The 14,948-nt window shown below is 47.3% G+C and carries 6 protein-coding genes; 5 read left to right on the top strand and 1 reads right to left on the bottom strand.

The window, feature by feature from the left end:
• Positions 1-82 precede the first annotated feature (82 nt).
• The 4 genes from guaB (at position 83) to tadA (ending at position 8,143) form a co-directional block, all read left to right on the top strand.
• The gene (gene guaB, locus KO533_RS07100; protein ID WP_006085677.1) at positions 83-1,549 is read left to right on the top strand and encodes an IMP dehydrogenase; all 1,467 of its coding nucleotides are present in this window, start codon (positions 83-85) and stop codon (positions 1,547-1,549) included.
• A 118-nt stretch (positions 1,550-1,667) separates the two neighbouring features.
• Positions 1,668-3,245 (top strand): glutamine-hydrolyzing GMP synthase, encoded by a 1,578-nt coding sequence (guaA, locus tag KO533_RS07095; RefSeq protein WP_028761248.1) that lies wholly within the window; start codon positions 1,668-1,670, stop codon positions 3,243-3,245.
• Positions 3,246-3,618: 373 nt separating this feature from the next.
• A complete protein-coding gene (locus tag KO533_RS07090; RefSeq protein ID WP_219253445.1) occupies positions 3,619-7,461 on the top strand; it encodes a hypothetical protein in 3,843 nt (1,280 codons plus the stop codon).
• 181 nt (positions 7,462-7,642) lie between these two features.
• Positions 7,643-8,143, top strand: coding sequence for a tRNA adenosine(34) deaminase TadA (gene tadA, locus KO533_RS07085; RefSeq protein WP_251073371.1), 501 nt, complete (start codon positions 7,643-7,645; stop codon positions 8,141-8,143).
• A gap of 469 nt (positions 8,144-8,612) precedes the next feature.
• On the opposite strand, the gene mltF is transcribed toward tadA, so the two are convergent.
• Positions 8,613-10,043: a membrane-bound lytic murein transglycosylase MltF gene (mltF, locus tag KO533_RS07080; protein ID WP_028761246.1), complete on the bottom strand. Its 1,431-nt coding sequence runs from the start codon at positions 10,041-10,043 to the stop codon at positions 8,613-8,615.
• Between the two features lie 279 nt (positions 10,044-10,322).
• Between mltF and purL the strand changes: the two genes are divergently transcribed.
• Positions 10,323-14,204, top strand: coding sequence for a phosphoribosylformylglycinamidine synthase (gene purL / locus KO533_RS07075; protein ID WP_219253482.1), 3,882 nt, complete (start codon positions 10,323-10,325; stop codon positions 14,202-14,204).
• Positions 14,205-14,948: the final 744 nt, after the last annotated feature.

Genomic DNA, 14,948 nt, shown 5'->3' with positions numbered 1-14,948 from the left:
ATTTACCAGTGGCGATATGCAAGGTATAATCCCGCCGCAATATTTCACCTCTAAATCCTACTCAACTGGGGAGATGTTGCATATGCTACGTTTAATTAAAGAAGCGCTTACTTTTGACGATGTGTTGCTTGTTCCTGCGCATTCGACTGTACTCCCAAATACCGCCATTCTAAAAACTCGCCTGACCAATACCATTGAATTGAATATCCCACTTGTGTCTGCCGCTATGGACACAGTTACCGAAGCTCGTCTTGCGATCGCGATGGCGCAGGAAGGCGGCTTAGGCTTTATTCATAAAAACATGAGCATTGAAAAACAAGCCGAAGAAGTTCGTAAAGTAAAAATTTACGAAGCGGGCGTGGTTCAACAACCTGTGACTGTTACCCCATCAACGACCTTAGCCGATCTGAAAGTGTTAACACTGAAGAATGGTTTTGCGGGTTATCCCGTGGTCAACGAAGCCAACGAGCTGGTTGGTATCATCACTGGCCGTGACGTACGTTTCGTGACAGATTGGAGCAAAACGGTAGAAGAAGTGATGACGCCTAAAGCGCGTTTAGTCACTGTTGCCGAAGGCACTAAATTAGATGAAGTGCAAAAATTGATGCACTCACATCGTATCGAAAAAGTTCTTGTGGTTGATGATAACTATAAGCTGAAAGGCCTCATCACAGTTAAAGACTTCGAAAAAGCCGAACGTAAACCGAATGCCTGTAAAGATGAGTTAGGCCGTTTACGTGTTGGTGCCGCCGTAGGTGCGGGCGCTGGTAATGAAGAGCGTGTTGACGCTCTGGTTAAAGCCGGTGTTGACGTTTTACTTATCGATTCTTCCCACGGTCATTCCGAAGGCGTTTTACAACGCATTCGTGAAACTCGCGCTAAACATCCTGATTTGCAAATTATCGGTGGTAACGTTGCCACGGCAGAAGGTGCATTAGCCTTAGTCGAAGCGGGTGTTAACGCAGTTAAAGTGGGTATTGGCCCAGGTTCTATCTGTACGACTCGTATCGTGACAGGCGTGGGCGTACCGCAAATTACTGCTGTATCCGATGCCGCTGCAGCCATGAAGAGCCTAGGTATTCCTGTGATTGCCGATGGCGGCATTCGTTTCTCTGGCGATTTAGCCAAAGCATTAGCCGCGGGTGCATCTTGCATCATGGCGGGCTCAATGTTTGCGGGAACTGAGGAAGCACCGGGTGAAACTGAGTTATATCAAGGTCGTGCGTATAAATCCTACCGTGGTATGGGTTCATTAGGCGCTATGTCTCAAGGCTCTTCCGATCGCTATTTCCAATCGGACAATGCTGCCGATAAGTTAGTCCCCGAAGGTGTAGAAGCGCGTGTGCCTTATAAAGGTAAGTTGAAGGAAATCATCCATCAACATATGGGCGGCCTACGTTCTTGTATGGGATTAACGGGCTGCGCCACCATTCTAGAGCTGAATGAAAAAGCCCAATTTGTGAAAGTGACTTCAGCGGGCATGGGCGAGTCCCACGTGCACGATGTGACTATCACTAAAGAAGCGCCGAACTACCGTTCAGGTTCTTAATCGTTTGATAAGAGGGGCGGCGTAAGCCGCCTCTTTGTAAAACGTATGATCCAATACTTAAAGCTGGCAGTCGCTGCTTTGAGCAATGTTAAAACAATAGATGAGATAAAGGTTACCCATGAGCGATATTCATGAGCACAAGATACTGATCCTCGATTTTGGATCCCAGTACACTCAACTGATTGCCCGTCGTATCCGTGAAATCGGCGTTTACTGTGAATTATGGGCTTGGGACGTAACAGAAGCCCAAATCCGCGAATTTGCCCCGAACGGCATTATTCTTGCGGGCGGACCAGAAAGTGTCACGGCTGAAAACTCGCCGCGTGCGCCTGAATACGTCTTTACCGCAGGTGTGCCGGTACTGGGCATTTGCTACGGCATGCAGACTATGTCTGAGCAGCTGGGCGGTAAAGTGATCCAAGGTGTGGGCGAAGGTGAATTCGGCTACGCTCAAATTGAAATGCTGACAGATTCATTGCTATTCAAAGGCATCGAAGATGCGGTTAGCAGTGACGGCAAACCCTTACTCGACGTATGGATGAGCCACGGTGATAAAGTGTCGGCTATTCCTGAAGGGTTTGTGGCGGTCGCTAAAACGGACACTTGCCCATTTGCCGCTATGGCAAACGAAGAAAAGCAATTTTTCGGCGTACAGTTCCACCCTGAAGTGACCCACACTCGCCAAGGTATGCGCATGTTATCGCACTTTGCCTTAGACATTTGTGGCTGTGCAGCTAACTGGAAACCCTCCTCTATCATCGAAGATGCGATTGAGCGCTTGAAGAAGCAAATCGGTGATGATGAAGTGATTTTAGGATTATCGGGCGGTGTTGATTCTTCGGTTGTGGCCATGCTGCTACACCGTGCTATCGGCAAAAAACTGACCTGCGTATTCGTTGATAACGGTTTATTACGTTTGAACGAAGCCGAGCAAGTGATGGAAATGTTTGGCGATCATTTCGGCCTGAATATCATTCACGTTGATGCGGAAAACCGTTTCCTCGATGCGATGAAAGGCGAAGCCGATCCAGAAGCTAAGCGTAAGATCATCGGCCGCGTATTCGTGGAAATTTTCGATGAAGAATCGAAAAAATGCGCCAATGCCAAATGGTTAGCGCAAGGCACGATTTATCCAGACGTGATTGAATCTGCCGGTAGTGCCACAGGCAAAGCCCATGTGATTAAATCTCACCATAACGTTGGCGGTTTGCCAGCCGATATGGCGCTCGGTTTAGTCGAGCCTCTGCGTGAACTGTTCAAAGATGAAGTGCGTAAAATTGGTCTTGAGTTAGGCCTGCCATACAACATGCTTTATCGTCACCCGTTCCCAGGACCCGGTCTTGGTGTGCGCGTATTAGGTGAAGTGAAAAAAGAATACTGTGACTTGCTGCGCCGCGCCGATGCTATCTTCATTGAAGAACTGCATAAAGCCGACTTATACAATAAAGTCAGTCAAGCCTTTACTGTGTTCTTACCCGTTCGCTCAGTCGGCGTGATGGGCGATGGCCGTAAATATGACTGGGTTGTATCACTGCGCGCCGTGGAAACAATCGATTTTATGACAGCCCATTGGGCGCATCTGCCCTATGATTTCTTAGGTCGCGTATCAAACCGCATCATTAACGAAGTCGATGGCATTTCTCGCGTAGTTTACGATATTTCAGGTAAGCCACCTGCAACCATCGAATGGGAATAGCCCAAATATAAATAGCTAATAAAATACTATTTATGATTTATCTCAATGCCAGTCATTTTATTGACTGGCATTTTTATTGGGATGACGATATTTTTTCTAAAAAAAAACAAGGTGATCCAAAAATCTGAAGCAGTCAGTATTGCTTCGGACGCAAATTGCAGTCCTTTAACTGAGTAAAAATATAAGACAGCACTTTCTTTCCAATGCGGGATTGTGTACCACTATTTGAGTTAACACATCTATTGATAAGGTTTTTCTCCTTAAACTTCTTTTTAATCATTAGGCTAAGAGCTGTTATTATCGAATTCTTGATTATCCGATAAAATTATCTTGCTCTAGATAGAGTTAACAAGATGTTCAGCTGAGGATTACCGTGGCAATTTTTGATATTGAGAAAGACGAATTACTCCGACTCTCTGATACTCTGCTCGAAGAGTTGATTGCTCGCCTCGCCGAGGCTGAAATAGCGGCGCAGGGGCATAGCCCTGCGTATGTAAACTGGTCAGGTTCAATTAATGCTGCTGATGGTGGGATTGATATTCACGTTCAAGTCCCTGTCGAACAGCTGAGCGCAGGTTTTCTCGAAAGGCCGAACACCATTCTTCAGGCAAAAAAGCATTCGATGCCGAGGGCTGCAATTATCAAGGAAATGGTCACCGCAGGGAAACTGTCTTCGACCATCTCTGAACATGCTAAAAAAGGTGGGAGCTATATCATTGTCAGCTTAGGTGATGATTGCTCTCCTCTTATGAAGAGGGACCGCATCAAAGCTATGCGAGATGCCGTGGCGGATGATCCTAATAGTGACAATCTTTACTTGGACTTCTACGACCGTTCTAAACTGGCTCAATGGGTGCGGCAACATCCGTCAGTCATGCTCTGGACAAAAAGAAATCTCGGTCAGGGATATTCCGGTTGGCAGCCATACGGCGCATGGAGTAATCCACCCGAGGGGGCGCTGGACACCTTGATTTCAGCACCAGGGGTGACCGTCACTCTGCCGTCAGGCAGGGGGCAACAGCTCAGCATTAATGACGCCATTGCACCGATGCGAGATCTTATTCGCTCTACTAGGAAGGCGGTTCGCATCACTGGGTTATCTGGCGTTGGAAAGACCAGAATCGTACAGGCACTTTTCGATGAGACAGTCGGCACAGATGCGCTTGACCGGACTATCGCAGTCTATGTCGACACAGGTGAAAGTCCGGAGCCTTCTGCTACAGCAATGCTAGATAGGCTGATTGCAGAGGGGGAACGGGCTATTATGGTCCTTGATAATTGCCCTTCAGAATTGCACACCTTACTAGCCAGTAAAGTCTCTGCCAAAGGTACAAAGGTCAGCCTTATCACGGTTGAATATGACATCAGAGACGATAAGCCTCAGACCACTGAGGTCATCCATATAGAAGCAGTAGGGCCTGAGGTGGCTGAACAGCTTCTGCTGCGCCGTTTCCCTAAAATCGGCCAGAATAACGCCCGCCGAATTGCCGCGTTTGCTGATGGTAATTCGAGGGTATCTCTGGCTATTGCCGAGAGGGTTGAGGAAGGTGAGAGTTTAGCTCAGCTTTCTGATACTCAGTTGTTTGATCGCTTGTTTGAGCAGCGTAAAGGCCCTGATGATAACCTGCGTGAGCACGCTGAAATTCTGTCTCTGGTATATTCATTCTCGGTAGCAACTGTTGAGAAAGGCCAAAACGAACTTGAGGTATTGGGTTCGAACTTTGGGTATTCCTCAAGCCAGTTGTCTCGGTCAGTCAACAAGTTATCAAACCGCCATATAGTACAGAAGAGGGCTTATTGGAGAGCTATTTTGCCCCATGCCATTGCCAATAAGTTGGCTATGTCGGCACTGAATAATATCCCAGTTGCTCAACTCAGAGAAACCTTTGAAGCCCCTGAACGTCAACGCTTACTCATGTCTTTCGCACATAGGCTAGGGTTGTTGCACGATCATCCTGTGGCGAAAGAGATCGTTGAAACTTGGCTTCAACCCGATGGGTTGCTGGGGCGGATAACAGAATTAAACGATATATCGGCACGAATGCTGGATTATATCGCACCAGTAGCGCCTGAAGTTCTGCTCGACAGGATTGAAGCGGTACTTATCTCCTCTGATTTTGAAGGCATGAAACCGGGTTATAAATCTCGGCGAACGTCAATTATCAATCTTCTGCTATTGCTGGCGTATGAACCGAGCACCTTTGAACGGTGCATTAGATTGCTCATTCATCTGGCTGATTTAGAAGAGGAAAGTAATAATAACGCCTCGGTGCAAAACCAGATAACAAAGTTCTTCCAAGCATATCTCTCTGGCACCCACGCTACTTTAGAACAGCGCGTTGCGATCATGAATGAATGTCTTTCATCAAGTGTTACTGGACGTAGGTCGCTGGGTTTAAGGATGCTCTCTACTGCCTTAGAAGCGCGGTGGAGTGGGTCAGGGGGACATGAGTTTGGTGCTCGCCCAAGAGACTATGGATTTAAACCCAATCACGATCAGCTTGTGCAGTGGCGTAGCGCCTTTATCGACGTTGCTGTCAAACTGGGAACCTCTAGTGATTCGACTCTTGAAGATCTCGCAAGACAGACGCTGGCGAAAGCATTTAGAGGCATGTGGCGACAAGTTGCAATTAGGGAAAAACTCATTGATGCAGCGCGCAAGTTACATGCGCATTACCCTTGGGGTGAGGGGTGGAAAGCCGTCCGAACAACGATCTATTTCGACCATACTAAGCGCAAAGACGGGGATGATGTAGAGTCACTGCCAGACAACCTTGCCGCATTGGAGAGGGAGTTGGAGCCTCATGACTTGGTTTCGGAAATAATGACATATGTGCTCAGTAATGAGCACTACTATTGGGCGCTTGACGTTGATTTTGATCATGAAGACACCAACAAGCATAGCGAAGCTGAGAAGCGACTTGAAGCCAAGGCGCTTCAATTGGGTGAGGACTTCGCCGCATCAGAGCATGAGCTTGGCGAGTTGGGGTGTAACCTGTTCTCCAACGATTGGATGCCCTATCGCACCGCATTTGGGAGGGGCTTGGCGAAAGGGGCACATGATTTGCGGGTCAACTGGCAGCAACTCATTGATCAATTGGGACTACAACCCGAAGCTAATAGAGGATTTTCAGTCTTCGGCGGCTTCATTGAAGCTGTAAACTCCGTCGATTTAGCTCTAGCCCAAGATCTACTCGACCAGTGCGCACAACATCCTGAACTTCGACGAGTGTTAGTCGGCTTGCATCCCCGGCGGGAGTTTACTGAAATCGATTTAGATCGCTGTATAGCGTTGTTGGAAGATACTGACACAAGTTCCTGGATGTATGAGCCAATCTTATGGCGGGACGACTATGCTGATTTGCCAAGAGCCCGTGTCCTTGATCTTGCTCAGCGACTTCTGAGTAAGCCAAATGGTGATGTAGTAGTTTTAAAAGCTCTAACCATGAGACTGTATAGCGAAAAGGAAGTGGTGGACTCGCTTGGTCCAGACTTTCGACTAGTTGGCCTAAGGGCTGCGATACAGAGGTTTTCAAGCAGTGACCGCGATTCTGGTGGGTCTATGGATCATCATATGGCTCGGGTCGTCAGTACAGCTTTGCGTTTCGATGGTAACAAAGCCGAAAAGCTAGAGTGGTTGGATATGATTTTTTCTGTTGTTGATGAGAACTATGGCTACATTCATGACTTTGAAAAGTCTATTGAGACGACCGCCGCATTGATGTCAGAAGCATTCCTCGATCGTATTTTTGAGGGAACTGAAGAACAACAACGTTGGCGACTTTTTTTTATTAGCCGTGGTGGTTTGCGTCGGACTCCTCTCGCTAAAATTGATGTGAACGATTTGATTGAGTGGTGTCGTAGTCGAAACGAGACCAGAGTATGGGTTGCTGTCGCGAAGGGTGTCCGCCTTTGGTCAAAGGATGAAGGGACAATAACAATATCGGAATCAGCCATCAGGCTGTTGGAAGCGGCTCCTGATCCGGTTGCCATACTGGAGGTATTTGCTGAACGTGTTACTCCTTCATCTTGGTCTGGTAGCCGAGCAAATGCGATGCAACCTAGAGCGGATGCTATTAGAGGGTTACTTGAACATGGGAGCCCGAATATTGCGATGGCTGCTAAATCGGTGTCAGCAAAACTGGTTGAGTTGATCGAGCATGAGAAATTGCGTGAACAGCGGGAGGATGAGGAGCGTGAACAAAGGTTTGAATAAGGGCTACTCTACCCGAACTCTGCATGTCCAATCCCGAGAGAGATGAAAGCCCATTATCTACTCAGGCAACAATCGAGAGGGCTTAATCCTTATTCAGTGAAAGGCGCCAAGTGCGCCTTTTTTATTGGTTATAGGTATAATTGCCGTATTTTTACAGATGAGTGACAGCCTAGTGGACCAAATGAAGTTAGATGAACATTGGATGCAAGTCGCGATGCTGATGGCAGAAAAAGCCGAGGCCGAGGGCGAAGTGCCCGTGGGTGCGGTATTGGTCAAAGACGGTCAGCAGATTGCGACGGGTTACAATTTATCCATTAGCCAACACGATCCTAGCGCCCATGCGGAAATTTTATGTCTGCGGGAAGCGGGGCGTTTGGTCGAAAACTATCGTCTTTTAGATGCGACTTTATATGTCACCCTCGAGCCTTGCGCTATGTGTGCGGGCGCTATGGTGCATAGCAGAATTGCTCGTGTGGTATTTGGTGCTCGGGATGAGAAAACGGGTGCAGCGGGTACTGTGCTGAATTTGCTGCAACATCCGGCGTTTAATCACCAAGTTGAAGTCACATCTGGGGTGCTGGCCGATGCTTGTAGCGCGCAATTGAGTCGTTTTTTTAAACGTCGCAGGGAAGAGAAAAAAGCCCTGAAACAGGCTCAAAAGGCGCAGCAAGCTATTGGGTAAGTGCCGATTAACGTGACAGGATTAATCCTGAGACTGAATAAAAGTAAAGAAGAGTTTTTGACGATTTAAAATACGGCGATGACGAATTTTTAGCAAAGTACGACGACGCGCAACGGTATTGTTGATGGTTTTTCTTCTCATATTGACCCCATTAATTGTTATTATCGATGCCCTACAGAGATTTATCTTAGGTCATAACCCAAGACAGTAGCAGTTGCACAGGAGTGCAGCAATAGCACTGGTCAGATAAGCTGAACTAAGCGATGTTTTTCATCGCAAATTTGAGTTAGGTTGGCAAACCTTAATTCGGTTCTCCTGTTGTTTGATATCGCACCTTGTTGAAGACATCTACGTACATCTTGAGTTTTTATATTGATGTTCTTGTTACGTAAAACTCTGTACTTGATATATAAGAAGTGAGTTGTTGGATTGTCGTTTGGCCCATGCATCTGAGCGCTAACGAGTTAAGCTATTTAGGTTGATCAGGGCTTAACGTTCCCGCAGGAATCACGGGTTCTTCCACAGTAAGGTCGCTCGAGTCATCATCGGGGTCAGGTTGTTTCGACTGATTATCCACCCAGACTAACGTGTCATAGTAGCGACGGATGCTGTCGACGTAATGAACGGCTTCACTGCCTCGGGCGTAACCATAACGTGTTTTTTGATAATATTTACGCTTTTGCAGTAGCGGTAGTACCTTTTTTAAATCTCGCCAAGCATTGGGATTTAACTCCATCGATTCCGCAAGCTTACGTGCATCTTCAATATGGGCATATCCTATGTTGTAAGAGGCCAGCGCAAACCACATGCGTTGACTCTCGGGGATCGATTCTGGCAGGCGGTTGATCATATCGTTCAAATACGCCGCGCCGCCGCGAATACTTTCTTCGGCATCGAGTCGGTTGGTGATCCCAATCTCTTTGGCGGTTGGCTGAGTCAACATCATCATGCCACGCACTCCTGTGGCCGAGCGGGCATTAGGATTCCAATGTGATTCTTGATAGCTGGTTGCTGCCAGTTTACGCCAATCTAAATTGCCTGCATGGGTTTCAAATAATTGTCGATAACGCGGCAATACTGTCTCAATGGCACGGATAAATGCGCGAGTATCGATATAATCGAAGCGTTTTACATGACCAAAGTATTTCTCGTTGAGGTGATCCAGCGTGCCGGCAAGCTTCTCTTGGTGCCAAAAGGCCAGCAATTTACTCATAAGTTCATCACTGTGAGTGGGAGGTAACAGCCAGATCACATCGAGTTTTTCTTCTAGCACAGGGCCTGAGCGTAGGTCGGGCAGGTAGCGACGGTTGATCTGTACGCTGCTGGAGTCGGCGATAGTGTAGTCAATTTCTTTGTTGGCAATCATGGCCAACAACTCTTCACTGTCTTTGTCGGTAATTTGATCCCACACCAGCGTTGGATAATGCTTTTGCAACTGGGTCAAGGTCTCGACGAAGGAAGAGTCGGCGATAACGGTGATCTTGCCTTTTAAGTCACTGATGTCTTTTGGGGTTGGCATGCCTTCGCGATACACCAACACTTGATTCACCCGGTATAGCGGTGGACCTAAGCGGAACTGTTCTCGCCTTGTGGGCGTTTCTGTCATGCCTGCAGCAATAATATCGATTTCATTCTTTTTGAGGGCTTCGTACAACTCGATACGGTTTGTGTAGGGCACCATTTTTAAGGGCACATTTAAGTATTCGGCAAACAATACCGCCATATCGTAATCGAAACCGCTATCACCTTGGCCCGAGGTCATATAAATCTGTGGGCCGTAAAGTGTACCGACTCTTAGCTCAGTTAATTTTTTCGGCACGAATTCTGTTTCGTCCACGGTCACCTGCTGACAGGCAGTCAGTAGGAAACCTAAGATAAGAGCGAACAGAAATCGAGTCATTAAATGTACTTATAGTAAATAAAATCAATATTATAGATAGCGAGTTAACAGTGGGGCATTAGTGGTGAACTGGCTGACATTGGTGGGATTATATCCGTTTGTCTGCGATTTCGAAAAAAAATCATTCTGGGGAAAAGTACAGCCGACACAATACTGGGCTTTTTATATCACAGGAAACACTGTTTTGCGTAAGGTCGCAGGTGATTTGTGACAGACATTTCCTTATAATAGCGCCACCTCTGACCCCTGCAATAATAAATAATAAGGTGAATAGACGTGATGGAGATCATCCGCGGAGCCCCTGCACTCTCGACGTTTAGGGTGCAAAAGCTGATGGAGGCCTGCGAAAACGCGGCGCTTCCGGTACGCCAAATCTATGCTGAGTATGTCCATTTAGCGGATTTGAGCGAGTTGCTCGACACAAATGAACGCCAGCAACTTGAAAAAATTCTCACCTATGGACCTGCGATAGAAGCTCATATCCCCCAAGGTTCACTCCTGTTTGTCACTCCTCGCCCCGGTACTATTTCTCCTTGGTCTTCAAAAGCCACTGACATCGCGCACAATTGTGGCCTTGGTAAAGTGAAGCGTTTGGAGCGAGGCGTTGCGTATTATGTCGAGTCAGATGCACTGACAGCGCCTCAGCAACAAGCTTTAAATGCGTTGCTGCACGATCGCATGGTTGAAATTATCCTCGATGATTTTGCTAAAGCCGATGTGTTGTTCAAACGCACTGAGCCTGCGCCGTTTAAGAGCGTCAATATTCTTGCCGAAGGTCGCCGCGCACTTGAAGTGGCTAACACTGAATTGGGGCTTGCCTTAGCCGAAGATGAAATCGATTATTTAGTCGAGAACTTCGTCCGTTTAGGCCGTAATCCCCATGACATCGAATTGATGATGTTTGCTCAGGCGAACTCTGAGCATTGTCGTCATAAGATTTTTAACGCAGATTGGACCATTGACGGTGAAGTTCAGCCTAAGTCACTGTTCAAGATGATCAAGAACACCTTTGAAACCACGCCTGATCACGTGTTATCTGCCTATAAAGATAACGCTGCTGTGATGGAAGGTTCGGTTGCGGGTCGTTTCTTCCCCGATCCTGATGGGGTATACAACTACCACACTGAACCTATGCACATCCTGATGAAAGTGGAAACCCACAACCATCCAACCGCCATCAGCCCTTATCCTGGCGCTGCAACCGGTTCGGGTGGTGAAATCCGTGATGAAGGCGCGACGGGTCGTGGTTCTAAACCTAAAGCGGGTTTAACAGGCTTTAGTGTATCCAATTTAAAAATCCCAGGTTTTGTTCAACCATGGGAAGGTAACTATGGCAAGCCAGAGCGTATCGTCAGTGCGCTGGACATCATGACCGAAGGTCCTCTTGGCGGCGCGGCATTTAACAACGAGTTTGGTCGTCCGGCATTGGTCGGTTATTTCCGTACCTATGAGCAGGAAGTCAGCAGCCATAACGGCGTTGAAGTCCGTGGTTACCACAAACCGATTATGTTAGCGGGTGGTTTAGGTAACATTCGTGAAGAACATGTACAGAAGGGCGAAATCACCGTTGGCGCTAAGCTGATTGTGCTGGGTGGGCCTGCGATGAACATAGGTCTGGGCGGCGGTGCTGCTTCGTCTATGGCATCGGGTCAATCGAGTGAAGACTTAGATTTTGCTTCTGTGCAACGTGAAAACCCAGAAATGGAACGTCGTTGTCAGGAAGTGATTGACCGCTGTTGGCAGCTTGGCGATAAAAACCCGATCCAATTTATCCACGATGTAGGCGCGGGCGGTTTGTCGAACGCTTTCCCTGAACTCGTGAATGACGGCGAGCGCGGCGGTTTGTTTAATCTGCGTAATGTGCCTTCGGATGAGCCTGGCATGAGTCCGCTGGAAATCTGGTGTAACGAATCACAAGAACGTTATGTGCTGTCAATTGCCCCTGAAAACCTCGCGCTATTTACTGCCATCTGTGAGCGTGAGCGCGCACCGTTTGCGGTGGTGGGTGAAGCGACGGCGGAAAAACATTTAACGCTTAGCGACAGCCATTTCGACAATAATCCTATCGATTTACCGCTCGAAGTCTTATTAGGCAAAGCGCCTAAGATGAGCCGCGATGTGGTATCGGCCAAAGCCGTATCGCCAGCGCTCGAACAAAACAAGATTGATGTTAAAGAAGCGGTTAAACGCGTACTGAGCTTGCCTACAGTTGCGGATAAAACCTTCCTTATCACTATTGGCGATCGCACCGTCACGGGTTTAGTGAACCGTGACCAAATGGTGGGTCCATGGCAAGTGCCTGTGGCCGATTGCGCGGTGACTGCGGCAAGCTTTGATACCTACGCCGGTGAAGCTATGTCACTGGGTGAACGTACACCGCTAGCACTGCTTGATTTTGGCGCCTCTGCCCGTATGGCTGTGGCTGAGTCAATCATGAATATCGCCGGTGCCGATATCGGTTCATTTAAGCGTATCAAGCTTTCTGCCAACTGGATGTCTGCCGCGGGTCACCCTGGTGAAGATGCGGGTCTTTATGAAGCGGTGAAAGCCGTAGGTGAAGAACTGTGTCCAGAGCTGAGCCTGACCATTCCGGTCGGTAAAGACTCTATGTCGATGAAGACCGCATGGCAACAAGATGGCGCGGATAAAACCGTGACGTCGCCTATGTCATTGGTCATCACTGCCTTTGGTGTGGTGCAAGATATTCGCAATACAGTGACGCCAGAGCTACGCACAGATAAAGGCGAAACGTCTTTACTGTTAGTGGATTTAGGTGCGGGCAAAAATCGTTTAGGCGGTTCTTGTTTAGCCCAAGTGTTTGGTGAGCTGGGTGATATTGCGCCGGATCTTGACGATGCTGCACTGCTGCGTGGTTTCTTCGAAACGATGCAAAATCTAGTCGCTAAAAAATCGGTTATCGCTTACCACGACCGTAGCGACGGTGGTTTATTCACTACCTTAGTGGAAATGGCTTTTGCCGGTAATACAGGTTTAGACATAGATGTAGAGGACTTGCAGGGCACTGATTTAGAACGACTCTTTAATGAGGAGCTCGGCGCTGTGCTGCAAGTGAGCCGTGACAATGCTGCGAAAATTGCCGCTCAGTTCGCTATCGCTGGCGTGCCTTGCCATGTGATCGGAACTCTAGCCGACGATCAACGCATCACCATTAAAGATGGCGCGCGTGAAATCTTCAGTGATACCCGTGTAGCGCTGCGCACTGTGTGGTCAGAAACCACGTATCGTATGCAAGCTCTGCGTGATAACCCAGCGTGCGCACTTGAAGAGTTCAAACTTAAGCAAGACGAAACCGATTTAGGCTTAACCGTTAACTTAAGTTTTGATCCAAGCACTGATGTTGCCGCGCCTTATATTCTTAAGGGCGCTGCGCCTAAGATGGCGATTTTGCGTGAGCAGGGCGTTAACTCCCACGTAGAAATGGCAGCTGCTTTTGATCGTGCGGGCTTTGAAAGCCGCGACGTACACATGTCTGACATTTTATCTGGCCGTATCAGTCTAGAGAATTTCCAAGGCCTAGTGGCCTGTGGTGGCTTCTCCTATGGTGATGTATTAGGTGCGGGTGAAGGTTGGGCTAAGTCGATTCTGTTTAATGAGCGAGCTCGCGATGAGTTTTCTCGTTTCTTTGAACGTGACTCAAGCTTTGCCCTTGGCGTGTGTAATGGCTGTCAAATGCTGTCAAACCTGAAAGAAATCATTCCAGGAAGCGAGCATTGGCCACGTTTTGTGCGTAACCGCTCAGAGCGTTTTGAAGCGCGTTTCAGCTTAGTTGAAGTGCAACAGAGCCCGTCGTTATTCTTCCAAGGTATGGCAGGTTCACGTATGCCCATTGCTGTATCCCACGGTGAAGGTTTGGCTGAGTTTGCTAGCCCTGAAGCGCTGGCGATTGCCGAAGCGTCAGGCACGATTGCGCTGCGTTTTGTCAATGGTAAAGGTGATATCGCGACTCAGTATCCACAAAACCCGAACGGCTCGCCAAATGGCTTGACTGGGATTTGTACCACAGATGGCCGCGTAACCTTGATGATGCCGCACCCCGAACGTGTGTTCAGAACAGTGGCTAACTCTTGGCATCCAGATGCTTGGGGTGAAGATAGCCCTTGGATGCGTATGTTCCGTAATGCACGAGTGACCTTAGGTTAAGCGTTTAAAGTCAACGGCTTTTGCCTTTGTTGAGGGGTAAAAGCAGGTTAATGAAAGCGTAAAAAAGGAGCGATAATTTCGCTCCTTTTTTTATATATAAAATGCATTTTATGGAAGTGATTGTATTTCAAATTATTAACGCTTATTGCAAATAATCTAATGGACTAAAGTGGCAAAATAGCCACTTTAATCGGTAAATACCTATTAATAGGTATGTTGCGCATTTGATACAGGGCGTGGTGTTTTATTGGGTTCTGGAGTTGTTGGGGGATGCTAGGGTCTTAATATAGAAAAAGCCCCCAATCTCAGGGAGATGGGGGCCCGTTTTGCGCTAACAAAACTTCACATAAATACAATCAATTTCACGAGTAATTCTGGGGATTATTTCAGCTCATTAGCTGTATAAAGTTCAACAAAAACACGCTTGTAGCTGTTAACCAGACGTTCAAATAATTTAGTCATATCGATATCTCCACACCAAAAGTTAGTACCTATGTGCGCGAAGTTGGTCTTGGCTGGGCTACGACACCAGTTCTACCAAATTGTCTCCTTAACACAGGACATATATTAAACAACTTAGGTTAGCTTCTCAAACGAGAAAAAATACAAATATTCATTATTAAAACTAATGCATTTTAGAGTGTGTTATTGTGATTTTTTATATTTATATGTATTTATATTTGATTTTAAAGGTTTTAAATTATGGAACACTTAAATTTGTGACAATATTTTTTAGTTAATTTG

Origin of the sequence: Shewanella sp. NKUCC05_KAH, assembly GCF_019345585.1 — a bacterium.
Taxonomy (GTDB): domain Bacteria; phylum Pseudomonadota; class Gammaproteobacteria; order Enterobacterales; family Shewanellaceae; genus Shewanella; species Shewanella oncorhynchi.
The sequence above is the reverse complement of the archived record's forward strand: the minus strand, read 5'-3'. Positions and strand labels throughout refer to the sequence as shown.